Origin of the sequence: Actinobacillus seminis, from assembly GCF_002263215.1 — a bacterium.
In the GTDB taxonomy this organism is placed as follows: domain Bacteria; phylum Pseudomonadota; class Gammaproteobacteria; order Enterobacterales; family Pasteurellaceae; genus Actinobacillus_B; species Actinobacillus_B seminis.
In genome coordinates this window covers 176,005-200,870 of record NZ_NLFK01000005.1, presented here as the reverse complement: position 1 = coordinate 200,870, position 24,866 = coordinate 176,005, and the positions used below count along the sequence as shown (strand labels likewise).

The window sequence follows — 24,866 nt, the reverse complement described above, 5'->3', positions numbered from 1 at the left end:
TGTTGTTAAAGCAAGCTCTTTAGAAAGAAAGGATAATTCAAGTAAAAATAAAGAAAATTATAAAAAAGTAGAGAAAAATGATATTGCCTATAATTCAATGAGAATGTGGCAAGGAGCAAGCGGAGTTTCTATGTATAGTGGCATTTTAAGCCCAGCATACACGGTTTTAATTCCTTTAAAAAGTATTGATCCAATATTTTTTTCTTATTATTTTAAACTTGAAAAAATGCTAAATGTTTTTCAGGCAAATTCTCAAGGATTAACCTCTGATACTTGGAATTTAAAATATCCTGTTTTAAAAACTATTTTAGTTAATGTTCCTTGTTTAGAAGAACAAACCGCCATTGGCAACTTCTTTAAGCAACTTGATGACACTATCGCTCTTCATCAAAGAACGTTAGAAAAGTACCAAAAATTGAAGATTTCGTATCTTGAAAAAATGTTTCCAAAGGAAAATGAGCAATTTCCAGAGTTAAGATTTCCAAATTTTACGGACGCTTGGGAACAGCGAAAGTTGGGGGATTTGGGGTATCCTTTCACAGGATTATCCGGGAAAACGAAAAATGATTTTGGTCATGGAAAAGCGAAATTTATTACCTATTTAAATGTATTTAATAACCCTATTTCGAATGTTAATGAACTAGAACAAATTGAAATTGATATAAAGCAGAATTCAGTTCAATACGGCGATATATTATTTACTACTTCTTCAGAAACGCCAAATGAAGTTGGCATGTCTTCGGTATGGCTTGATAAAACCGAGAATATATATCTGAATAGCTTTTGTTTTGGCTATAGATTGAATGTAAAAATTGATCCATTTTTTTTAGCTTTTTTACTTCGTTCTCCAAGTATTAGGAAAAAATTTATTTTATTAGCACAAGGTATTTCACGCTATAACATTTCGAGAAATAAAGTGATGGAAATGAGTATTTGCTTACCTTGTTTAGAAGAACAAACCGCCATTGGCAACTTCTTCAAGCAACTTGACGACACTATCGCTCTTCATCAACGAGAAGTCGACAAATACAAAAAAATTAAACAGGCATACTTAGAAAAGATGTTTGTTTAGCGGTTTTAGGTAAAGTATATATATTAAAAGCGGTTAGATTTGTTCTATTTTTTGCAAAAAATAAGACAAATTTGACCGCTCTTTTATTTTCATTTTTAAAACAATTATTTTTCTAAAGCGAAAGTGTCATTTTTAATGGGTTAGATATTATGTTGATTGTGTAACTAATTGATTTTATTAATGTGAATTTTATTAGATAAATGGATTAGACTTACTTTTGGGAACAGCGAAAGTTGGGGGAAGTTGCATCTAGTTTCATTAGTGGAGGAACACCAAATACAAGCAATAATAGTTTCTGGAATGGAAATATACCTTGGTTACAATCCTCAGATCTTTATGAAGATATTTTATTTAATCCATTAGCAAGAAAATTTATCTCCATATTAGGATTAAAAAATTCATCTGCAAAATTGATTGCGAAAAATTCTATAGCTATTATTACAAGGGTTGGGGTTGGTAAATTAGCAGTAGTACCCTATACATTTACAACTAGCCAAGATTTTCTATCATTTTCTGATTTAAAGATAGATTTAAATTTTGCGGTTTATGCATTAAGTAAATTGATGAAATTAGAAGCACAATCAACACAAGGGACTTCTATCAAGGGTGTTACAAAAGATGTTCTTTTAGAGAGAAGCATAAAATATCCACAATCCAAAGAAGAACAAACCGCCATCGGCAACTTCTTCAAGCAACTTGATGACACTATCGCTCTTCATCGGCGTAATTATATTAAAATTCAAAATGTAAAAGCGGCTTACTTAGAATACATTTTTAGCTCGAAATTTATTCAAAATAAAAGTAAGAATACAAATGCTTGGGAACAGCGAAAGTTGGGGGAAGTTGCAACATTTTTAAATGGTAGAGCGTATAAACAAGATGAATTGTTATCAAAAGGAAAGTATCCAGTTCTTAGAGTGGGAAATTTTAATACAAATGATCGCTGGTATTTTTCAGATTTAGAACTACCATCTAAATTTTATGCTGACAATGGAGATTTACTTTATACTTGGGCAACAATTTTTTTCACCACATATTTGGAATGGAAAAAAGGTTATTTATCATTACCATATATGGAAAGTCGAAGTTTCGGAGAAATTAGATAAGTTTTTCTTACTACAATTGTTGAAAGCTGATAAATCATTAACAAGCAATACAAATGGCTCAACAATGATACATATCACAAAATCTGAAATTGAAAATAAATTTATCAAGTTTCCATCTATAAAAGAACAGCAAAAAATAGGATTGTTCTTCAAACAACTTGATGACACTATCGCTCTTCATCAAAGAAAATATCAAAATATAGGTTATGTAAGGAGGAAAAATGAACGCTTATTTTAAGGAAATTCATTTGCTTAAAATAAGCACTTCTGTTATTTTAAGTTCTAGTGAAGTATGTAAGGGTATTTATATGAGTGAGTGTCAGAAAATAGAAACTTTTGTTTCGGGGCGGTGGCAGAATCGTTATCAGTATAAAAGTTTTGAACCAACCAAAGTAAATACAGGTTGGATTTGGGAAGATCCACAAATCAATACTCAGCTTGAAAAAGCAATGAAGGCATTAGGGGAGCTTAATGCATTTTCTTTAATTGTCCCTGATGTGGATCTTTTTATTCAAATGCATGTGACAAAAGAAGCGCAAACATCAAGTAAAATCGAAGGGACACAAACCCAATTAGATGAGGCATTAATGCCCGAAGAGCAAATTCAGCCGGAAAAAAGAGATGACTGGCGTGAAGTACAAAATTATGTGAAAGCGATGAATCAAGCGGTGGCAAGTTTGCAACATTTACCACTTTCCAATCGTTTACTTCAAGACACTCACTGTACTTTGTTAAGTGGGGCAAGAGGGAAAAATAGGTTACCGGGCGAATTTCGTTGTAGTCAAAACTGGATTGGCGGTTCCAGCTTATCAGATGCAGCATTTATTCCTCCGCATTATGAAAATGTGCCGGAGTTAATGGGGGATTTAGAGCTATTTTGGCATAACGAAACTATATTTGTTCCGCATTTGATTCGTATTGCAATTAGTCATTATCAATTTGAAACTATCCACCCATTTTTAGATGGTAATGGGAGAATTGGGCGATTGCTTATTCCACTTTATTTGATTAGTCATCAAATCTTAGATAAACCTTCTTTTTATATTTCTGACTTTTTTGAACGTAATCGAGCCGGTTATTATGATGCTTTGATGGCGGTGAGGCTACGTGGTGATTTATTGCATTGGGTACTTTTCTTTTTAAATGGTGTAGAAGAAACCGCCAAGAGAGGTTGTGCTGTTTTTCGTGACATTCTTTCTTTACGCGAAGAAATGCAAGTTAAAGTGCTTTCTATGGGAAAACGAGCGGAACTTGCAAATCAATGCTTAAAATTACTTTATACAAAACCTATCCAAACTGCACAGTCTGTGGAAAAAGCATTAGGTGTCTCCCCTGCAACAGCCACTTCCTTACTTAAAGAATTTGAAAAGCAAGGTATTTTGAGTGAAATAACGGGGGGAAAAAGAGGGAGAATGTATGCTTTTGAACGTTATTTAGCCATTTTCTTAAAATAATGTGCGATCTTATTTTAAGAAAACTATGTTAGTTAAAATAATCAAACCTCTTATTTTAAGAAAATCACTTTAGTTAAAATAATAAAATCTCTTATTTTAAGAAAAGCTTTTTGAGGAGAATTTATGCCAAAATCCCAATCTGAATTAGTCTTTGAAAATGACGTTATCCGTTCTCTTGAAGATAATGGCTGGACATATCGCAAAGATTTCAGCTTTACCACAGAAGAAACCTTGCTTGACCATTGGCGTGAGATTTTGTATCAACGTAATATAGATCGTTTGAAAGATCAGCCTTTAACAAATGATGAATTTGAGCAAGTTAAATCGCAAATTTTTGCCATAAAATCGCCGCTTGAAGCAGCTCGTTTTCTTGCTACGGGGCAGGTGATGATTTCTCGTACTTTGAATGGCACGAAAAGCGACATTATTTTGGAGTGCTTTTGGCCACATGATGTGGCGGGCGGTAAAAACTGCTATGAAGTGGTAAATCAAATTACTCGTAAGAAAAACCGTGCAACAGGGCGAGATCATCGCTTTGATGTCACACTTTTGATTTCAGGCATTCCCGTTATTCATTTAGAACTGAAGCGAGAAGGTGTGAGTTTATCAAATGCTTATTGGCAAATTCGGGATTATATGGCTAATGGGGATTTTGGTGGCTTTTATTCTTTGGTGCAGGTTTTTGGGATTTTAAATGGTGATGAATCGCGTTATTTTGCACGCCCAACGGATTATCGTAGTTTTAACCCGGCCTTCTGTTTTAGTTGGGCAGATATTGAAAATAAAAAAATTGATGAGAGCAGTCAATTTATTAAGCATGCTTTGCGTGTGCCAATGGGGCATAAATTGATGTCACGCTATATTATTGCAGATAAGCCAAAAGGCATTTTGAAAGTGCTGCGATCTTATCAAATTTATGCGGTGGAGAAAATTCTGGCGCGTTTAAATCAAGCGCAATTTAACGGTTCGGAGCAAGATTTTTTAGGTGGCTACATTTGGCATACCACAGGTTCAGGTAAAACAATGACCTCTTTTAAAACCGCTCAACTTGCCAGTGAGTTGAAGAATGTGGATAAAGTGGTGTTTTTGGCGGATCGTAATGAGTTAGTGAAACAGACAGTAAGAGAATATAGCGGTTTTGTTGATGATGAAGATGAGGTTACAGCAACGAGAAATTCACATAAATTATTGACCGCACTTTTAGATCCTAAACTGCGTTTGATTGTGACGAGCATTCAAAAAATGGATAATGTAGCGAGGATGGGTAAGCAGCATAAATTGGGCAAGACGAATATCGTGTTTATTGTAGATGAGGCGCACCGTTCCACATCAGGCGAAATGTTGATGCGTATTCGTCAAGTTTATCCGACTGCGGTTTGGTTCGGTTTTACGGGGACACCGATTTTGCTTGATGAGCAGAGCAATACCAAAACCGCCGATTTATTTGGTAATCCGTTGCATATTTATTCGGTGGCAGATGGGATTTTGGATAAAAATGTGTTGGGGTTTGAAGTGCGTCAAAACTTTCCTATTCCGAAGAAAAAATTACGAGATGCTGTGGCGCTTTGGAAAGATAAAGATCGAGGCGAAGTGTATCGAGATTGGATTAATCCAAAAAAAGTCTCTGATTTAGAGATCGAGCAAGAGCTATCAAAAGAGTTTTACAATAAAGAAGAGTGGGTAGAGCAGGTTAGTCAGTATATTTTAGACGTTTGGGAACAAAATTCAGATAATTGCAAATTTTCGGCAATGTTGGCAGTGAACGATATTCGTTTGGCAAATCGTTATTTTAATATATTAAAGCAGAATGAATTAGGTTTAAAAATTGCAGTGATTTATGATCCGAATGGTGATTATGATGAAGGGAGTTTTGAAGATTCCAGTGAATTGGAAAATGCGATTATCCATTATAATCAGCAATTCGGTATGTATTTTGGCTTAGATACCATAGTGCAATATAAGGAGGATTTAATGAACCGCTTGGCTCGTCGTGATGAATATAAAAAGATCACAACGGAGCAACCGGAAAAACAGTTAGATTTAGTGATTGTGGTTTGGCAACTTTTAACCGGCTTTGATGCACCTTATGTGAATACCTTATATTTAGATAAAACGCTGGATTATGCGAATTTAATTCAAGCATTTTCTCGTACCAATCGTATTTTAAACAACGACAAACCGCAGGGGATTATTGAGTATTTTCGTACGCCAATTCGGATGGAACAAAATATTGAAACTGCATTTAAACTCTATTCAAATAAAAGTGAATCGGGGGCATTTTTTGTGCCGACAAAACAAGAAAATATAGCCAAAATTAACAGCACTTTTGCCGATATTGCTTGTCTTTTCCCTAAAAAAGAGGATTTGGAGAGCGGTGAGATTTTGTCTGATTTTAGCTATTTGCCAAAAGATGAAGAAGCGCAGAAACAGTTTGCGAAGTTTTTCAATGAATTAGAAAAAACAATGATTGCTCTTCGTCAGCAAGGGGTGAATTGGGATAATCTTAAGGAAGCATCACAATTAGTGTTTACTGAAAGTCAATATCATGAATTAAAAGCGCGTTATGCTGATTTAGATAAAATAAATCGGGATCCAAGTGCGAAAAAACCGAAATTTGATATAGATCCAATGTTAGTGACGGGGGATACGCTTGTTATTGATAAAGAATATTTGATGAAGCTGTTAAATGATTTAGCTCAAGCCCAAGCTCAAGCCAAAGCGGAACGTGCGGAGGAACTTGAAGCGCATATTTTGCCGCTTTTCAATAAATTAAGAGAAAATGATCGCTTGCATGCTGAACGGATTTTAAGTGATGTGAAAACAGGTAAACTAAAACAGGTGAATAATTTTGAACGCTTGTTGGATCAATATAAAGCGGAATCCGAACAAAACCGAATTAGCGATTTTATCGGCTTGTTTGGGTTAGATCGAGACTGTTTTAATCAACTTCAAGCCCACCACGTTCTTGGTAAAGATGACTGGAAAGATTTTGGCTTGTTAGATAATTTGATTAAAAGTGCGGATATGGAACGAGTGAAAATGCAGTTTTTAGCTGAAAATCCGGCTACGCCGACAGATTTAATGATGTTGAGCTTTTTGCTTGAAAAACGCATTAAGGATGAAGTGGAAAAAGTGATTTTGGCGCGTTAAAAGATGGTGGGATTATCCCACCATTGATTTAACACAAGCCAGCCAAATGCCGCATAACAATATCCGTGTCCTGATTTTCTAGTTCTTGGATAATATGTAAATAAGTATGTTGTGTTGTTGTCATACTGGAATGACCTAGTCGCCGTGCTACACTTGCAATAGAAACACCGGCAAACAGTAAAAGCGAAGCATGAGTATGGCGTAAGCCGTGAATAGAAATCGTCGAGATTTTTGCTTTTCGACAAAGCCTTGCCAAAATACCGTTAATGGTGGAATTATAAATTGCAGTTTCACAAGGGAAGATAGGTTTATCGGGCGGTAGCTGTTTAATCAGTTGAGAAAATTGAATGACGGTTTGCCAATCAAGCTGAATTTTACGAACTGACGAGCGATTTTTGGTTGGAGAAAAACCGCCTTTTTCTTTATAATTCCACGTTTTATTGACTTGTAAGGTTTGGTGAGCAAAATCGAAATCTTCAGGCGTAATCGCAAGGGCTTCCGAAAATCGCATACCGGTTTTTGCCACTAACAAAATAAACCAATCCCAAGTAATTTCTTGCTCAAGTTCAAGGTTATTCAATAGGGCTTGTAGTTCAAATTGATTAAGATATTTAATTTTTTACTTTTCGGTGCTTTGCCTTTGATAATCGCTTTGCGCGTAGGATCGGTATCTAATAATCCTTCATCCACTGCATCTAAAATGGCGCCTTTGAGTTGATGATGAAAATCCAGCGTAGTTTGTCGCTCGTGGCTTTGAGCATAATCATTGAGTAATTTTTGGTAGGTAATGCGACTTAAATCACCAATGCGTAATTTGGGGGCTAGGGTTTCAATCCAATGTAACGTAGAACGGTATTTTTTCATTGTTACCAATCGAATTGCGCCTTCTTTATAAGTAGCTACCCAATCACGAAAATATTGAGAAAATAACTGCTGTGAAAGTGTTGATTTTTTCATAGTAAAATCCTCTTTTTTGTTGAAGAAATTGATATTGGTCTTGTTTTTTATGCTCAATCTTCTCACGGTATGGTGGTTACAGGTATCATTGCATTAAAAAATCAACTTTTGCGCAATCGGCAGATAAAACGAAAGTAAAGACTAAACATGGGCAGAATGTGAATCTTGGTTTGAAATATCGCTTTTAACTTGTGAAATCGGGCGTTTTGGACTATTATCAACGCCCAAAAGTCTTTTAGGGCGAGGTTGCAAACTCGGCATATAAATGAGAGAAAACAAATGGCAAGAGAATTTAAACGTAGCGACCGTGTAGCGCAAGAGCTACAGAAAGAAGTGGCAATTATTTTACAACGTGAAGTGAAAGATCCACGTATTGGGATGGTGACGGTTTCGGATGTGGAAGTGTCCAGCGATTTGGCTTATGCGAAAGTATTTGTCACATTTTTATTTGACCACGACAAGCAGGTGATTGAAAACGGGATGAAAGGCTTGGAAAAAGCGGCGCCGTATATTCGTTCATTGGTGGCGAAAGCCATGCGCTTGCGAATTGTTCCAGAATTGCGTTTTATTTACGATCAATCTTTGGTGGATGGGATGCGGATGTCAAACTTAGTTACTCATGTGGTGCGTGAAGATGAAAAACGCCACCTTGATGATGGAAAAGTCAATTAATTGTTATGAGTAAACCACGTAAAAAAGGGCGGGATATTCACGGTATTTTTTTGTTGGATAAAGCGCAAGGCATGAGTTCCAACGATATTATGCAAAAAGTGAAGCGTCTTTTTCAGGCAAATAAAGCAGGGCATACGGGCGCGTTGGATCCATTGGCAACGGGGATGTTGCCGATTTGTTTAGGCGAAGCCACAAAATTTTCGCAGTTTTTGTTGGATTCTGATAAGCGTTATCGGGTGATCGCAAAATTGGGCGAGCGCACCGATACTTCGGATGCGGATGGGCAAGTGGTGCAGGTGCGTGAAGTGAATGTAGAAACTTCGCAAATTTTGACCGCACTTGAGGCATTTCGTGGCGATATTTTGCAAGTGCCGACTATGTTTTCCGCGTTGAAATATCAAGGAAAACCGCTGTATGAATATGCACGCGCTGGAGTGATGGTCGAACGAGAAGCGCGTCCGATTACTATTTTTGATCTGCAATTTATTGATTATCAAGCGCCTTATTTGACCTTGGAAGTGCATTGTTCCAAAGGAACTTATATTCGAACGTTGGTTGATGATTTAGGCGAGGCTTTAGGTTGTGGGGCGCACGTAACACTGTTGCGACGTTTAGCAGTGTCCGATTATCCGGCAGATAAGATGATGACATTAGCAGAATTACAAGCGTTAGCTGAACAGCAAGCGGAAACTCTCTCGTTTGAGGCATTGGATAACTTGTTATTGCCTATAGATAGCGCGGTAATACGACTGCCACAGATTATCCTTGATGCGCAGCAAAGCAAAGCGGTGGGGTTTGGACAACGGGTAAAATTTGATAACCCTCAGCAATTTCATGGACAAGTGCGGTTATTTTCTGATGAGAATTTGTTTTTGGGCGTGGCGGTCGTTGATGAACGCAATATTATTCGCCCAAGTCGCATGGTGGTGCGTTGATATATAAATTTGAGAAAGAAAATAATAGATCCTGTTTTGCTTGTTTTTACGTGGAAGTTTTTAAAACAAGATAAGGATATTGATATTTAAACTGGAAAAAAACATCATGATGAACAAACAATAAATTGTGGGAGAGACTCGACTCCATAGTATATTTTTTTGTAAGTAGATTACAAATCTGATATTTAGCGGATTATTAAAATGATCAGATATGTTAAAACCTAATCAAATTGAGTAAAGTAATCAGTCGCTTTAACCATTCCCATCACTTTACGTCCCCGAGTTGAGCTATTTTTTGCAGGAGTTGATGATGAATATTTCGTTTTTTAAGAAACACCGCATATGTTGTTATGTTTTTCTTACGCCCTTATGTTTATTTTTGTTATGTTCTTATGACTGGATTGCCGCAGAGATTATCACGCCTTTTCGCTGCGAAATGTGGAAAGGGAAAGAAGTCGAGGTATTTTTAACGCCGCAAGAATGGCGAAGTTTGTCGGGAGTTAATGAGTCGCTAAAAGATACTGAATGGTCATCTTATTCTACCATTGAAGGCGAGCCGGAAACTGATCCTTTTTTTATTAAAAATCAGGGGTTGTATCAGTCAAAAATGGATTTTGATAACAATAGACATTCGTTGATTTCCGTGAATAGTAAATATCCAAACTTAAATTTTTATGCCTATTTAAATCCCACAACTATTTTGGGGCATAATACATATATTCTTTATGACCAAAAACTGAAAAGTAAGATTCTACAGTATAACCGAATTTTAGGTTATTATAGGATGCCATTTTTTGGTGTAATCAAGCGAATAGAATGTAATGATATTGGTCAGGGTTATTTTGATTTGATTGAAAATTATTTGAATTGAAAAATAAGGAGATATTATGTCGAATGATAATTTAGCCCTGTTAGCGGCAGCGGCTTACGGAAAATTTACTGATATTAAATATGATAAATAAATCCAAGAAGCATTAAAAAGAGAAAAAGTATCCCAAGAGCAAGCTGAAAAATTCACAGCTACTTATGAAATCCTCACCCATCAAGCCAATACTGCAAATGGTTATTCCGGTACCATTGTTAGAAATAAACATAGCCATCAAGTATTTGTATTACACTGAGGAACGGAGGAGGATGTTCAAGATTGGGTAGAGGATGGATTATTGGTGTTGGGAGGATTGCCTTATCGCCAGATTGTGGATGCTAAAAAATTTGTTGATGAGAATATAAAAAATGGAAATATTTCAGGGGATTTTACCAATGTGGGGCTTAATTATGAGGTTAATATCATTAATTTCCTAGTAAACCTAATAAGATAAATTTTAGTATTAAAGATTTTATTTAGGATAAAAGGGCAGGAGATTTAATGTAGTGACGAGTTTAATAGGTTTTATTTAATGGTTAAATATACAGATATTGATTAAGGATTCAATAAACTTCATTTAAAATTAGGAAGATATTTATATCTTTTTGCAACTTTTTGTTTTATTCTATGCATCATTTATCAATGATGAATTATTTTACTTTGATTTTTTAATTACAGGGGTTATATTTTTTTTTTTTTTTTTTTTATTTATTTTTATTGGCAAAAATTATATATCTAGAATATTTATATATAGAAATGATTATATAGAGGTTTTGAATGAGCAAAAATAATGATTCAGATAGTTCTGAAGTAGCTAAAGATGTTTCTCTTTATGTATTAGGTGAAGTATTTGATAAGCAAAAGCAGATTATTTTAGAGAATATAAATAAATCTATTACAGAAACATCAGGAAAAATTCTTTTAGAAAGGTCACTTTGATCATAAAGATGCCCCTAAAATTGGGGAGGGAATATTAAATATTGGAGTTGTAGGGATTGCAACCTCACCCTTAGTAAGGGCTGGGCTAACGAATCCTTTTTTGGCAGGGCTAGCTGCGACAATCATGGTTTCAGCAAGTAATATAGGTGAATATTTGATGAGTACTGAACCTGGAGGGTTGTTGGCAAAAAATATTGAAAAAATATTATTTGATAATCCACATTTAATGATTGATAAAATAGATCCAAATAAGGGACGATTTTGGTCTGACTATAGCGTATATGGGAAAAATAACGGTAATATAATTAGTCAATATTGGCCGAATAATTTAATCGCGGAGACGGAATTGATACTATTTATGATGAACAGGGAGAAAATACGTTACGTTTCACCAATGTAAACCATAACCGGCTGTGGTTTCGTAAGTTGGATACCGATTTAGAGGTGAGCGTTATCGGTACACAAGATAAGGTTATTATTGCTGACTGGGATGCTAAGAATTATAAAATTGAGACGATTGTCGCGGCGAATAATAAATCTTTAGCCCATTCCGATGTAGATAAATTAATCAGTGCAATGTCGGCATTCGCTCCACCGACAGCGGGACAAATATCATTACCACAGGAGATAAATGCAAAAATAAATCCGGTTTTAGCAGCCAACTGGATATAATTTGTAGGAAAATCAACTCTGATCTGATCGTTAATGCAATGGTTTCAAATCGCTTTGCAGATGTTATTCATGGATATACCTCTAAATTGAAAAATAACGGATAACGGTTTGTATAGTGGGTTTTTCCCTACTTTTAACATGTCCGATGTGTTTATTCACAGCCTTGGCAGTATAAAATAGTTTTGATACGAAATTTTTTGCACGAAACTTACATTTCTTTACGATTTTGAGGAGTTTGTTTTAGGGAATTTTTTTATTTAGCAGTTGGGGCAGATGATCTTCATCCGCCCTATTTGTTGAGGATTATTGACCGGCTTTTAATTTTTGGTAGTAATCTTCATAAAGATTCGCAGCATCTCCGACATCTAATTGCCATTGACTACGATCAATAACGTTTTGCGGTAAGAAAACTGCAGGATCATTTTTTAAATCGTCCGGTAAACGTTTTAGTGCCGCTAGATTTGAGGTCGGGTAACCGATTTGTAAGGTCAGTTTTTCCGCTACGTCGGCACTTAGTAAATAGTTAATCAGCTTATAAGCAGAATCCACATTTTTTGAGGTTGACGGGATAGCAAGGTTGTCAATCCACATGGTGGTTCCTTCTTTTGGGTAAACAGTATTAATTTTAGCCCCTTCTTGTTTGGCAATACGTACGGAACCGTTCCATAGCAGTCCAATTTCGGTTTCACCGGAGATAAAGGCACTGGATGGATTATCGGAGTTAAATGCCAGAATGTTAGGCTTTAATTTTAACAATTCTTGGTATGCCGCTTCTAATACTTTAGGATCTTGCGTATTGGGATCTTGACCTAGTTTTAATAGGGCAATGTTAAACAATTCGCGTGGGTCATCCAACATTTGTAATTTATTGGCAAATTCCGGTTTCCATAAATCACTCCATGATTGGAAGTTCGCAGGATTTTGGGTTTCGGTATTATACGCAATGCCGGTCGCGCCAAAGAGTTGCGGCAAAGAATATCTATTGCCTTTATCAAAAGGATTATCCAACATAGTTGGATCGAGTTCTTTTATGACCGGTAGTTTACTGTGATCCAATTCATGGAGCATCCCCTCACGTGCCATTTTTGAGACATAATAACTGGTTGGGGCAATCACATCATAACCGGCACTTTCACCTAAGGTTTTTAATTTAGCGTACATGGTTTCGTTGGATTCCATGCTGGAGACAATGACTTTTATACCGGTTTGTTTAGTAAAGTCATCAAGTAATCCCTCTGGTACGTATTCGCTCCATGTGTAGAGGTAAAGTGGCGTATTTTCAGCATTTGCAGCTTGTGAAACACTAAACAGCATGAAACTTGCTGCTACAACAATTTTTGTTAATTTTTTCATATCATTACTCCTGTAAAGGGGGTAAAAATAGGTCGGCTAACTTGCGCGGCAGGCATATGTTATCCCGACAGTGAGATGCCGAATGAATACGGACGGCGTATTGTAAAACCAATGTTTTTTAATTGCAAAGAAAATGATCGATGAATGAAAATAATCATGTAAAGGGACGAGGCATTTTTGAAAGAGACAAAATGTGAAAAAGCTCAAATCTTTCGACTTGAGCTTTTCGGAATTTGGAGCGGGAAACGAGGCTCGAACTCGCGACCCCAACCTTGGCAAGGTTGTGCTCTACCAACTGAGCTATTCCCGCATAAATAATTTGGAGCGGGAAACGAGGCTCGAACTCGCGACCCCGACCTTGGCAAGGTCGTGCTCTACCAACTGAGCTATTCCCGCATTAATTATGCTTGCTTTCGCAATGGAGCGGTATTATACGAGAAAATGGATTGAACGCAAGTAGAATACCGCAAAAAATAAAATGGTTGCTTAGTTCTTCAACAATTTATTCGATTTTCTCGCTTAAACGAATAAAATATTCACGATAATAGGCTAATTCTGCAATGGATTCGCGAATATCGTCGAGTGCGAGATGGGTATTTTTCTTTTGAAAGCCTTTTAATACCTCCGGTTGCCAACGAGAAGCTAATTCTTTTAAGGTGCTGACGTCTAGGTGGCGATAATGAAAATAGTTGGCTAGTTCCGGCATATATTTAAATAAAAAACGTTTATCTTGCGCTACGCTGTTACCGCAAATTGGCGAGGCGCCTTGGGGAACCCATTGTTTTAGGAAGTCGAGGGTTTGTAATTCTGCGGCACGTTCGTTTAATGTACTGGTTTTTACGCGTTCAATTAACCCATTGGCGGTGTGCGTTGTGACGCACCATGGGTTCATTTGGTTAAGTACTTTGTCGGTTTGATGAATGGCGAGTACGGGACCTTCCGCGAGAATGTGGAGATCTTTGTCGGTGATGATTGTGGCAATTTCAATAATGCGGTCTGTTTCCGGTTCTAAGCCAGTCATTTCGAGGTCGATCCAAATAAGATTTTGTTTATCTAATTTCATAATTTAAGGTATCCTATAACAAAATGTGAAATATTTTACGCGAAAAATGACCGCACTTTAAGGATTTATCTTGGCAAAACGTAAATTAACTCAAAATCAACAACGTCGAATTCAAGCAAATAATGCGAAAACCTTGCACCGACATCAGAAAAAAACAAAAAATGAGATGGCTTGGCAAGAGGATATGCCGGGTGAGTCGCAAGAGGGCATTGTTGTGACGAGATATGCTATTCATGCGGATGTGGAGGATGAGCAAGGCATGATTTTTCGGTGCAATTTGCGTCGGACGCTGTCGAATGTGGTGGTGGGTGATCGAGTGGTTTGGCGCCAAGGTAATGCGCAATTACAAGGTGTTAGCGGAGTAATTGAAGCAATTCATCCGCGCTATTCGGAAATTTCTCGCCCTGATTATTACGACGGGTTGAAAGTGATTGCGGCGAATATTGATCGCATTGTGATTGTATCGGCGGTGTTACCGAGTTTGTCATTGAATATTATTGATCGTTATTTGGTGATGTGTGAAAACGCGCATATTCCGGCGTTGATTGTGTTGAATAAAGCGGATTTATTGAGCGAGGAACAACGCCAAGAGGTAGAGATGCAGCTACAAATTTATCGTGATATTGGCTATGAAACCTTGATGATTTCGGCAAAGAGCGGTGAAAATATGCAAAGTTTGACCGCACTTTTAGCGCAAGGTACGACGATTTTTGTTGGGCAATCCGGTGTGGGAAAATCCAGTTTAATTCATTATTTGTTACCACAGGAGAATATTATAACCGGAGAGGTGAGCGCGATTTCGGGGTTAGGGCAACATACCACAACGTCATCTCATTTGTACCATTTACCACAAGGCGGGAACTTGATTGATTCTCCCGGTATTCGTGAATTTGGTTTGTGGCATTTGGATCGTGATCAAATTACGCGAGGCTATCGGGAGTTCCAATATGTGTTGGGGACTTGTAAATTTCGGGATTGTAAACATCTCAGCGATCCTGGTTGCGCTTTGCGCGAAGCAGTCGAGCAAGGCAAAATTCATTCGATGCGTTTTGAGAATTATCACCGTTTGATCGCCGGTATTGCGGAAATGAAGGCGCATCGTCATTTTTCGACGAGTTAAGGTTTTTATTGTTAATTTTGGTTGTTTTTTAAGCTAAATCGCTGTTTTTTTGTGACTTAGTTCAAATTTTGACGTGTCCAAGCTTGATTATTGTTGTTTGAAGATTGATACTACCTGTGATTTATTTTAAAAAATAAAATAAATAAGAGAAGATGAATTTATGGATTTAGCTTAAATCCGTTAATGACTTTTTAACTTAATTACAATGAGAAGAGGATACCACTATGTACTCAAAAGAGGTTGAAATTATTGCGCCAAATGGATTACACACTCGTCCGGCCGCTCAATTTGTCAAAGAAGCTAAAGCTTTTGTTTCTGAAGTAACGGTGACTTCAGGTGGAAAAAATGCCAGTGCGAAAAGTTTGTTTAAATTACAAACTCTCGGTTTAACTCAAGGCACCGTGATCACGATTTCTGCAGAAGGTGAAGATGAGCAAAAAGCGGTTGAACATTTAGTTGCCTTAATTCCGACGTTAGAATAGTAAGCTTGATTAGCCATAGGACGGTATTTTTATCTTGTGAGGTAAAAATCGGGTATTATGGCTATTATTCTATCTAATATTTTAATTTTATTGACATTTGGAAGGTAACATATGATTTCAGGTATTCCGGCATCACCGGGAATTGTTTTCGGTAAAGCGCTTGTATTGAAAGAAGAAAAAATTGTACTTGATACACAAAAAATTCGTGAAGATCAAATTGAAACGGAAATTGCACGTTTTTATGAAGGGCGAGCGGCAGCGGTTGAGCAATTAACTTCGATTAAAGATCGTGCTTTGTGCGTTTTAGGCGAGGGAAAAGCGGCGATTTTTGAAGGTCATTTGATGATTTTGGAAGATGAAGAGTTAGAAGAAGAAATTGTTGATTATTTGCGTTCAAATAAAGTGAATGCCGGTGTGGCGGCGAGTGTGATTATTGATCAACAAGTTGCTATGCTTTCCGAGATTGATGATGAATACTTGAAAGAACGTGCCGGCGATATTCGCGATATCGGTAACCGTTTGGTGAAAAATATTTTAGGTATGCCAATTGTGGATTTGGGCGATATTAACGAAGAAGCGATTTTGGTCGCAGGTGATTTAACGCCATCTGAAACAGCGCAATTAAATTTGGATAAAGTCTTAGGATTTGTTACCGATATTGGCGGCAGAACATCACATACTTCAATTATGGCGCGTTCTTTAGAGTTGCCAGCGATTGTGGGAACCAATAATGTTACTCAATTGGTGAATACCGGTGATTATTTAATTCTTGATGCAGTAAATAATGCGGTTTATGTTAATCCGACACAGTCCGAGATCGATCGATTGAAATCTTTAGCGCAACAATTAGCGGAAGAAAAAGCGGAATTAGCTAAATTAAAAGATTTGCCGGCGTTAACCTTAGATGGGCGTCGTGTGGATGTGGTGGCGAATATTGGTACAATTCGTGATTGCGAAGGGGCGGATCGTAACGGGGCGGAAGGCGTTGGTTTATATCGTACCGAATTTTTGTTTATGGATCGTGATCAATTGCCAACGGAAGAAGAACAATTTATCGCGTATAAAGACGTTGTTGAGGCAATGAGTGGGCGCTTGGTGATTTTACGTACCATGGATATTGGCGGCGATAAAGCGCTTCCATATTTGAATTTACCAAAAGAAATGAATCCGTTCTTAGGCTGGCGTGCTATTCGAATTGCTTTGGATCGTCGCGAAATTTTAGAGGCGCAATTGCGCGCAGTATTAAGAGCGTCGGCGTATGGTAAATTGGCAGTAATGTTCCCTATGATTATTTCGGTAGAAGAAATTCGCGAATTAAAATCGGTGATTGGTGAGCTTAAACAAGCGTTACGCAATGAAGGAAAAGCCTTTGATGAAGATATTCAAATTGGTGTCATGGTGGAAACGCCATCTGCGGCGGTGAATGCGAGATTTTTAGCGAAAGAAGTGGATTTCTTCAGTATCGGTACTAATGATTTGACCCAATATACTTTAGCGGTGGATCGCGGTAATGAATTAATTTCTCATTTGTATAATCCAATGTCACCATCTGTGTTGAATTTAATTAAACAAGTTATTGATGCTTCTCATGCAGAAGGTAAATGGACGGGAATGTGCGGTGAGTTAGCCGGTGATGAGAAAGCGACTATTTTGTTATTGGGGATGGGATTGGATGAGTTTAGTATGAGTGCGATTTCGGTTCCTCGTATTAAGAAACTTATTCGCAATGTAAATTATCAAGATGCGAAAGAACTGGCAGATAATGCTTTGCAACAACCTACTGCGGCGGATATTGAAAAATTAGTTGTAGATTTTTTAGCAGAAAAAGCATTAAACTAGATACAAATCACGACTTTTACGATAGAATGTTCAAGAGATTTACTTAGTAGGAGACTAAAAATGGTTTTTTTTGATAGATTATTTGGTTCAAAAGACGGTAAGGCGGTGGATGTTGAAATTTATGCGCCGCTTTCCGGTGAGATTGTAAATATTGAAGATGTGCCAGATGTTGTTTTTTCAGAAAAAATTGTTGGTGACGGTGTCGCTATTCGTCCTACCGGCAACACTATTGTTGCGCCAGTTGATGGTGTTATTGGTAAAATTTTTGAAACCAATCATGCCTTTTCAATGGAATCGAAAGAAGGCGTTGAGCTTTTTGTACACTTTGGTATTGATACTGTCGAGCTGAAAGGCGAAGGGTTTACCCGTGTTGTCCAAGAAGGTCAAGCGGTTAAACGTGGTGATGTTGTTATCCAATTTGATCTTGCGCTTTTGGAAACAAAAGCAAAATCTGTATTAACTCCTGTTGTGATCTCCAATATGGATGAAATTAGCAGTATTGATAAAAAAAATGGTGAGGTTGTTGCCGGCGAAAGCGTCGTGTTAGTATTGAAAAAATAATATCCTAAAGAAGTCCATTGTTAAAATGGGCTTTTTTATTTGCGTATTTTTACGTTTATCTAACTTTTGGTAATAAAACTTGTCTAAGAAATGAGCTTTTTGCTTAATGACGGCAAAAATTACTATCTTTCTCTCAAAAAATCTAATAATATTTATCAAATTTGTTAAGGATTTGTGAATTCTCTTTTGCTGTATTATTAATAGAGAAAGCATTTTCAAATTAATAAAGATTTAGTATCTATCCGTTGTTTAATTTCTACGTGGAATTAAGCTTAACATTAACTCAAATAATAAGGAAAAGACTATGTCAGAAATTTTAAGAAATGACGTAGATCCAGTCGAAACGAATGATTGGTTATTGGCTATCGATTCATTAATCCGTGAAGAAGGTGTCGAGAGAGCTCAATTTATTATTGAGCAATTGATGCAACGTGCTCGTGCGAATTCCGTGTCTTTGCCTACCGGAGTAACAACAGATTATATCAATACTATTTCTGTTGATGAAGAACCAAACTACCCGGGTAATTTGGATTTAGAGCGTCGTATTCGTAGTGCAATTCGTTGGAATGCTAATATGATGGTATTAAGAGCTTCTAACAAGCATCTTGAACTTGGTGGTCATATGGCATCGTACCAATCTTCAGCGACTATCTATGAAGTTTGTTTCAACCATATTTTCAAAGCACGTACCGAAAAGAGCGGTGGTGATTTAGTTTATTTCCAAGGTCATATTGCGCCGGGAATTTATGCCCGTGCTTTCTTAGAAGGCCGTTTGACACAAGAACAATTAGACAATTTCCGTCAAGAAGTGCATGGCAAGGGGATTTCTTCTTATCCTCACCCAAGATTGATGCCTGAATTCTGGCAATTCCCAACCGTTTCTATGGGCTTGGGGCCGTTGAGTGCAATTTATCAAGCGCGTTTCTTAAAATACTTACATAATCGCGGATTAAAAGATACTTCAGAACAGACCGTATATGCTTTCTTAGGTGATGGCGAGATGGATGAGGTTGAATCACGAGGTGCACTGGCTTTTGCAGCACGTGAGAATTTAGATAACCTTATTTTTGTTATCAACTGTAACTTACAGCGTTTGGATGGTCCGGTAACCGGTAACAGTAAAATTATTCAAGAGTTAGAAGGTAATTTCAATGGCGCCGGCTGGGAAGTGATTAAAGTCATTTGGGGACGTCGTTGGGATCGTTTGTTGCAGCGCGATACTTCCGGTAAATTATTGCAATTGATGATGGAAGTGGTTGATGGCGACTATCAAACATTTAAATCAAAAGACGGTGCTTATGTTCGTAAACATTTCTTTGGTCGTTATCCTGAAACTGAAGCACTTGTTGCGGATATGACAGATGATGAAATCTGGGCATTAAATCGTGGCGGTCATGATCCGTTGAAAATTTTTGCGGCATTTAATAAAGCGAAACAAGTTAAAGGTAAACCGGTTGTACTTTTATTGAAAACCATCAAAGGTTATGGGATGGGTGATGCTGCTGAAGGTAAAAATATTGCTCACCAAGTGAAAAAAATGAGCGATTCTAATGTAAAACAATTCCGTGATCGTTTCAGTGTTCCTGTTGCTGATGAAGAGTTGGAAAAACTTCCGTATATTACCTTTGCTGAAGGTTCAGAAGAATATAAATACTTACATGAACGTCGCCAAGCATTAAGCGGTTATTTACCAACTCGCTTACCACGTTTTACCCAACAACTTGACGTGCCTGCACTAGAAGATTTCGCACAATTGTTTGAAGAACAGGCGCGTCCAATTTCTACTACCATGGCATTTGTGCGTTCACTTAATGTGTTATTAAAAAATCAATCTATCGGTAAACATATCGTTCCAATTTTAGCGGACGAAGCACGTACCTTTGGTATGGAGGGACTATTCCGTCAAATCGGTATTTATAATCCGCACGGTCAAAATTATACACCACAAGATCGTGAACAAGTGGCTTATTATCGCGAAGCAATTGATGGTCAGGTGTTACAAGAGGGAATTAATGAACAAGGGGCGACTGCATCTTGGTTAGCTGCGGCAACCTCTTATTCAACCAATGATGTACCAATGATCCCATTTTATGTGTACTATTCCATGTTTGGTTTCCAACGTGTCGGCGATTTAATGTGGGCAGCTGGTGACCAACGTGCGCGTGGTTTCATGATCGGTGGTACTTCAGGTCGTACAACCTTGAACGGTGAAGGTTTACAACACGAAGACGGTCACAGCCATATTCAATCGTTGACTATTCCAAGCTGTGTATCTTATGACCCGGCGTTTGCTTATGAAGTTGCTGTGATTATGCAAGATGGCGTTCGTCGTATGTATGGTCCGGATCAAGAAGATGTGTTCTACTACATTACTACATTGAACGAAACTTACGATCAGCCGGCAATGCCAAAAGGGGCGGAAGAAGGTATCCGTAAAGGTATTTATAAATTTGAAACCGTGACCGGTCAAGGTAAAGGCAAAGTTCAATTACTTGGTTCCGGTTCGATTTTACGTCACGTACGTAAAGCGGCGAAAATCCTTGCGGATGAATATGGCGTAACCTCTGATGTCTATAGTGTGACTTCATTTACTGAATTAGCACGCGAGGGGGCAGAAGTAGCGCGTTGGAACTTATTACATCCAACAGAAACGCCAAAAGTGCCTTATATCGCTCAAGTAATGAATGATGCGCCGGCAGTTGCTTCAACTGACTATATGAAACTTTTCGCGGAACAAGTTCGTGCGTATGTACCTGCACAAGGCTATCATGTACTTGGTACTGATGGTTTCGGTCGTTCAGACAGTCGCGAAAATTTACGTGAACATTTCGAAGTAGATGAGCGTTATGTGGTGGTTGCTGCGTTAGCAGAACTTGCACAGCAAGGTACTGTAGATAAAAAAGTTGTTGCTGAAGCCATCGCTAAATATGGCATTGATGCGGATAAAGTAAATCCGTTATACGCTTAATGTATTGTGGACTTTGGTCCACAATACACATAATTCATAATGATAAAGCTACTCATCTAACAAGCAAAGGATAAGTTAAAAATGGCAAAAGAAATTCAAATCCCGGATATCGGCGGAGATGAAGTTACCGTTACGGAAGTGATGGTGAAAGCAGGTGATACGATCGTTGCCGAACAAACAGTTATTAACGTTGAAGGCGATAAAGCTGCAATGGAAGTTCCGGCTCCGGAAGCGGGTGTAATTAAAGCAGTCTTGGTTAAAGTTGGTGATAAAGTGACGACAGGTACACCAATGTTTATTTTAGAAAGTGCGGATGCCGCACCAGCGCCAGCTGCAAAAGAAGAAAAAGCAGCAGCTCCGGCTCCACAAGCAACAGCCAGTGCAGTTGTGGATGTTAACGTTCCGGATATTGGTGGCGACGAAGTAAATGTGACCGAAATTATGGTAAAAGTTGGCGATCGTGTTGAAGCGGAACAATCTATTTTAAATGTGGAGGGTGATAAAGCCTCCATGGAAGTTCCGGCACCTGTTGCCGGTGTGGTAAAAGAAATTTTAATCAATGTTGGTGACAAAGTTTCTACCGGAACCTTAGTGATGAAATTTGAGATTGCAGGTGCAGCACCGCTTGCCGCCGCCTCTCAACCTGTTGCTCAAGCTCAACCGGCTGCAGCGGTACAAAGTGCGGTGCAAAATGTGAATGTTCCGGATATTGGTGGCGACGAAGTGAATGTAACTGAAATTATGGTAAGTATAGGCGATACTGTAACGGAAGAACAATCACTTATCACCGTTGAAGGCGACAAAGCATCAATGGAAGTACCGGCGCCATTTGCCGGCGTGGTGAAAGAAATTTTAGTTAAATCCGGTGATAAAGTCTCAACGGGTTCATTGATTATGCGCTTTGAAGTAGCTGGTGCTGATCCTGTAGCACAACCGGCTACACCGGCACCAACTGCAGCTCCGGCAGCTTCTACTCCGACAAGTCAAGCAGATGTTGCCGCAAGTGCTGTATTTGCTCATGCAACACCGGTTGTGCGTCGTTTAGCACGCGAATTTGGTGTTAACTTAGACAAAGTAAAAGGGACCGGACGTAAAGGTCGTATTCTAAAAGAAGATGTTCAAGCTTATGTGAAAGCGGCGATTAAAGCGGTTGAATCCGGAGCGGTTGCATCAGCATCGGCAGGTCAAGCCAATGGCGCTGGTTTAGGCTTGTTACCATGGCCAAAAGTGGATTTCAGCAAATTTGGTGAAGTAGAGCAAGTTGAATTAGGACGTATTCAAAAAATATCCGGGGCAAACTTACACCGTAACTGGGTAATGATTCCTCATGTTACCCAATGGGATAAAGCAGATATCACCGAGTTGGAAAAATTCCGTAAAGAACAAAATGTGTTAGCGGAAAAACAAAAACTTGACGTGAAAATTACTCCGTTAGTGTTCATCATGAAAGCGGTAGCAAAAGCATTAGAAGCCTATCCTCGCTTTAACAGCTCACTTTCAGAAGATGCACAAAGCCTGATTTTGAAAAAATATATCAATATCGGTGTTGCGGTGGATACACCAAACGGTTTAGTGGTTCCTGTATTTAAAGATGTTAACAAAAAAGGCATCATTGAACTTTCTCGCGAATTAGCGGAAATTTCTAAAAAAGCGCGTGCAGGCAAATTAACCGCTTCCGATATGCAAGGCGGATGTTTCACTATTTCTAGCCTCGGCGGTATTGGCGGAACACAATTTACGCCAATTGTTAATGCACCGGAAGTGGCGATTTTAGGGGTATCTAAATCTGAAATGACGCCGGTATGGAACGGTAAAGATTTCACTCCTCGTTTAATGCTTCCATTGTCATTATCATATGATCACCGTGTGATTGATGGAGCAGATGGTGCAAGATTTATTACTTTCATTAATGGCGTATTAAGTGATCTTCGTCGTTTAGTGATGTAGTCTTAGCAATAATTGGATAGTGAGTGGGGATTTTCCTCACTTGAGAAGTTAAAGTGCGGTGAAAATCGCAAAGTTTTAACGAGGTAAAAAGATGAACAAAGAAATTAAAACACAGGTTGTTGTACTTGGTGCCGGTCCTGCTGGATATTCAGCTGCATTTCGTTGCGCGGACCTTGGATTAGAGACTGTTATTGTAGAACGCTATTCAACCTTGGGTGGTGTGTGCTTAAATGTTGGTTGTATCCCTTCAAAAGCATTATTACACGTTGCTAAAGTGATTGAAGAAGCAAAAGCTTTAGCAGCACACGGAATCGTGTTTGGTGAACCAAGTACTGATGTAGAGAAAATTCGCGGTTGGAAAGAGAAAGTAATTAACCAATTAACCGGTGGTTTAGCTGGTATGGCGAAAATGCGTAAAGTACAAGTGGTAAATGGCTACGGTAAATTCTCTGGTCCAAATACGATTATTGTTTCTGGTGAAGATGGTGAAACAACCATCAATTTTGATAACGCTATTATTGCAGCCGGTTCTCGCCCAATTCAACTTCCATTTATTCCACATGAAGATCCACGTATTTGGGATTCAACAGATGCACTTAAATTAAAAGAAGTGCCTGCAAATCTGTTAATCATGGGTGGCGGTATTATTGGTCTTGAAATGGGAACCGTGTATCATGCGCTAGGTTCTAACATTGATGTTGTTGAGATGTTCGATCAAGTTATTCCTGCTGCTGATAAAGATATGGTACAAATTTATACTAAACGTGTTGAGAAAAAATTCAATTTGTTACTTGAAACGAAAGTGACTGCAGTTGAGGCTAAAGATGACGGTATTCATGTTTCAATGGAAGGTAAAAAATGTACTGAAACTCGTCGTTATGATGCTGTATTAGTGGCTATCGGTCGCGTACCAAATGGCAAATTAATTGATGCACCGGTTGCCGGCGTGGAAGTTGATGAGCGTGGCTTTATCCGTACAGATAAACAAATGCGTACTAATGTCCCACATATTTTTGCGATTGGTGATATTGTTGGTCAACCAATGTTAGCACACAAAGGCGTACATGAAGGTCATGTAGCTGCGGAAGTGATTGCCGGTAAAAAACATTATTTCGATCCTAAAGTTATTCCATCTATTGCTTATACTGAACCGGAAGTGGCATGGGTGGGTAAAACCGAGAAAGAATGTAAAGCGGAAGGCATTAATTATGAGGTGGCTAAATTCCCATGGGCGGCTTCCGGTCGTGCAATTGCATCAGATTGTGCAGATGGTATGACCAAATTAATCTTCGATAAAGAAACACACCGCATTATCGGTGGTGCGATTGTTGGTACTAACGGTGGTGAATTATTAGGTGAAATTGGTTTAGCGATTGAAATGGGTTGTGATGCAGAAGATTTAGCATTGACAATTCATGCGCACCCAACATTGCATGAGTCCGTCGGTTTAGCAGCAGAGGTGTTTGAAGGTTCTGTCACCGACTTACCGAACCCGAAAGCGAAGAAAAAATAATTGAGTTTTACTAAATTCAGTTTGAATAAAAACGAGTAATGTTACAACATTGCTCGTTTTTTCTTAATAAAGATATATAAATTATGTGATGTTATTCACGAAATAACAAAAAATGTAGAAGTTTTTTAAATTAGTGTTATAAGTGCTGGCTATTAAAGTAAAAGTCAGGTATTATCAATCAGATATATAGTTATTCAG

22 protein-coding genes, 2 tRNA genes and 1 pseudogene are annotated in these 24,866 nt (G+C 38.1%); 19 read left to right on the top strand and 6 right to left on the bottom strand.

Features of this window, described 5'->3' with window-relative positions; all coding sequences use genetic code 11:
- The 6 genes and pseudogenes from CFY87_RS06760 to CFY87_RS06745 form a co-directional block, all read left to right on the top strand.
- The coding region (locus tag CFY87_RS06760; RefSeq protein ID WP_094946467.1) for a restriction endonuclease subunit S at positions 1-1,072 on the top strand (1,072 nt) is incomplete at its 5' end.
- A 230-nt stretch (positions 1,073-1,302) separates the two neighbouring features.
- Positions 1,303-1,803 (top strand): annotated as a pseudogene (locus CFY87_RS12480) (restriction endonuclease subunit S); the annotation flags it as partial.
- Positions 1,780-2,178 (top strand): restriction endonuclease subunit S, encoded by a 399-nt coding sequence (locus tag CFY87_RS12475; protein WP_272896446.1) that lies wholly within the window; start codon positions 1,780-1,782, stop codon positions 2,176-2,178. The pseudogene CFY87_RS12480 and the gene CFY87_RS12475, both read left to right, overlap by 24 nt.
- Positions 2,063-2,416 (top strand): restriction endonuclease subunit S, encoded by a 354-nt coding sequence (locus tag CFY87_RS12470; protein WP_201793244.1) that lies wholly within the window; start codon positions 2,063-2,065, stop codon positions 2,414-2,416. Before CFY87_RS12475 ends, CFY87_RS12470 begins: the two co-directional genes overlap by 116 nt.
- A 70-nt stretch (positions 2,417-2,486) precedes the next feature.
- Positions 2,487-3,632 carry a Fic family protein gene (locus CFY87_RS06750; protein WP_094946473.1) on the top strand — a complete coding sequence of 382 codons (1,146 nt, stop codon included), beginning with the start codon at positions 2,487-2,489 and terminating at the stop codon, positions 3,630-3,632.
- Between the two features lie 123 nt (positions 3,633-3,755).
- On the top strand, positions 3,756-6,782 hold the full coding sequence (locus tag CFY87_RS06745; protein ID WP_094946466.1) for a type I restriction endonuclease subunit R, EcoR124 family: 3,027 nt from the start codon (positions 3,756-3,758) through the stop codon (positions 6,780-6,782).
- Between the two features lie 28 nt (positions 6,783-6,810).
- Here CFY87_RS06745 and CFY87_RS12775 read toward each other — a convergent pair whose 3' ends face one another.
- Both CFY87_RS12775 and CFY87_RS12770 read right to left on the bottom strand, forming a co-directional pair.
- The gene (locus tag CFY87_RS12775) at positions 6,811-7,362 is read right to left on the bottom strand and encodes a site-specific integrase (protein WP_236757376.1); all 552 of its coding nucleotides are present in this window, start codon (positions 7,360-7,362) and stop codon (positions 6,811-6,813) included.
- Entirely contained in the window at positions 7,359-7,739 is a 381-nt protein-coding gene (locus CFY87_RS12770) for a hypothetical protein (protein WP_236757375.1), read from the bottom strand. The genes CFY87_RS12775 and CFY87_RS12770 overlap by 4 nt, the downstream gene beginning before the upstream one ends.
- A 279-nt stretch (positions 7,740-8,018) precedes the next feature.
- Here CFY87_RS12770 and rbfA point away from each other — a divergent pair, with 279 nt between their 5' ends.
- The 6 genes from rbfA to CFY87_RS06715 all read left to right on the top strand — a co-directional run bounded on the left by rbfA (position 8,019) and on the right by CFY87_RS06715 (position 11,822).
- A complete protein-coding gene (gene rbfA / locus CFY87_RS06735) occupies positions 8,019-8,411 on the top strand; it encodes a 30S ribosome-binding factor RbfA (RefSeq protein ID WP_094946465.1) in 393 nt (130 codons plus the stop codon).
- Between the two features lie 5 nt (positions 8,412-8,416).
- Positions 8,417-9,346: a tRNA pseudouridine(55) synthase TruB gene (gene truB, locus CFY87_RS06730; RefSeq protein WP_094946464.1), complete on the top strand. Its 930-nt coding sequence runs from the start codon at positions 8,417-8,419 to the stop codon at positions 9,344-9,346.
- Between the two features lie 379 nt (positions 9,347-9,725).
- Positions 9,726-10,217, top strand: a complete 492-nt coding sequence (locus CFY87_RS06725) for a hypothetical protein (protein WP_236757374.1) — start codon at positions 9,726-9,728, stop codon at positions 10,215-10,217.
- 771 nt (positions 10,218-10,988) lie between these two features.
- Positions 10,989-11,150, top strand: a complete 162-nt coding sequence (locus tag CFY87_RS11710) for a hypothetical protein (RefSeq protein WP_158216622.1) — start codon at positions 10,989-10,991, stop codon at positions 11,148-11,150.
- A gap of 100 nt (positions 11,151-11,250) precedes the next feature.
- Positions 11,251-11,550 (top strand): hypothetical protein, encoded by a 300-nt coding sequence (locus tag CFY87_RS06720; RefSeq protein ID WP_115610026.1) that lies wholly within the window; start codon positions 11,251-11,253, stop codon positions 11,548-11,550.
- 26 nt (positions 11,551-11,576) lie between these two features.
- A complete protein-coding gene (locus tag CFY87_RS06715; protein ID WP_172539976.1) occupies positions 11,577-11,822 on the top strand; it encodes a calcium-binding protein in 246 nt (81 codons plus the stop codon).
- Positions 11,823-12,125: 303 nt separating this feature from the next.
- On the opposite strand, the gene CFY87_RS06710 is transcribed toward CFY87_RS06715, so the two are convergent.
- From CFY87_RS06710 to orn, 4 genes are all read right to left on the bottom strand, one after another.
- Entirely contained in the window at positions 12,126-13,175 is a 1,050-nt protein-coding gene (locus CFY87_RS06710) for an extracellular solute-binding protein (protein ID WP_094946461.1), read from the bottom strand.
- A 234-nt stretch (positions 13,176-13,409) separates the two neighbouring features.
- Positions 13,410-13,485 (bottom strand) — tRNA-Gly (locus CFY87_RS06705).
- Positions 13,486-13,495: 10 nt separating this feature from the next.
- Positions 13,496-13,571 (bottom strand) — tRNA-Gly (locus tag CFY87_RS06700).
- 106 nt (positions 13,572-13,677) lie between these two features.
- Positions 13,678-14,238, bottom strand: a complete 561-nt coding sequence (orn, locus tag CFY87_RS06695) for an oligoribonuclease (protein WP_094946460.1) — start codon at positions 14,236-14,238, stop codon at positions 13,678-13,680.
- A 70-nt stretch (positions 14,239-14,308) separates the two neighbouring features.
- Here orn and rsgA point away from each other — a divergent pair, with 70 nt between their 5' ends.
- The 7 genes from rsgA (at position 14,309) to lpdA (ending at position 24,668) form a co-directional block, all read left to right on the top strand.
- Positions 14,309-15,358: a small ribosomal subunit biogenesis GTPase RsgA gene (gene rsgA, locus CFY87_RS06690; RefSeq protein ID WP_094946459.1), complete on the top strand. Its 1,050-nt coding sequence runs from the start codon at positions 14,309-14,311 to the stop codon at positions 15,356-15,358.
- Between the two features lie 224 nt (positions 15,359-15,582).
- The gene (gene ptsH, locus CFY87_RS06685) at positions 15,583-15,840 is read left to right on the top strand and encodes a phosphocarrier protein Hpr (RefSeq protein ID WP_094946458.1); all 258 of its coding nucleotides are present in this window, start codon (positions 15,583-15,585) and stop codon (positions 15,838-15,840) included.
- A gap of 111 nt (positions 15,841-15,951) precedes the next feature.
- Entirely contained in the window at positions 15,952-17,679 is a 1,728-nt protein-coding gene (ptsI, locus tag CFY87_RS06680; protein WP_094946457.1) for a phosphoenolpyruvate-protein phosphotransferase PtsI, read from the top strand.
- A 60-nt stretch (positions 17,680-17,739) separates the two neighbouring features.
- The gene (gene crr / locus CFY87_RS06675) at positions 17,740-18,240 is read left to right on the top strand and encodes a PTS glucose transporter subunit IIA (RefSeq protein ID WP_094946456.1); all 501 of its coding nucleotides are present in this window, start codon (positions 17,740-17,742) and stop codon (positions 18,238-18,240) included.
- 304 nt (positions 18,241-18,544) lie between these two features.
- Positions 18,545-21,208 (top strand): pyruvate dehydrogenase (acetyl-transferring), homodimeric type, encoded by a 2,664-nt coding sequence (aceE, locus tag CFY87_RS06665; protein ID WP_094946454.1) that lies wholly within the window; start codon positions 18,545-18,547, stop codon positions 21,206-21,208.
- Positions 21,209-21,289: 81 nt separating this feature from the next.
- A complete protein-coding gene (gene aceF, locus CFY87_RS06660) occupies positions 21,290-23,155 on the top strand; it encodes a pyruvate dehydrogenase complex dihydrolipoyllysine-residue acetyltransferase (protein WP_094946453.1) in 1,866 nt (621 codons plus the stop codon).
- Positions 23,156-23,246: 91 nt separating this feature from the next.
- Positions 23,247-24,668 (top strand): dihydrolipoyl dehydrogenase, encoded by a 1,422-nt coding sequence (lpdA, locus tag CFY87_RS06655; RefSeq protein WP_094946452.1) that lies wholly within the window; start codon positions 23,247-23,249, stop codon positions 24,666-24,668.
- The last annotated feature ends 198 nt before the right edge of the window (positions 24,669-24,866 follow it).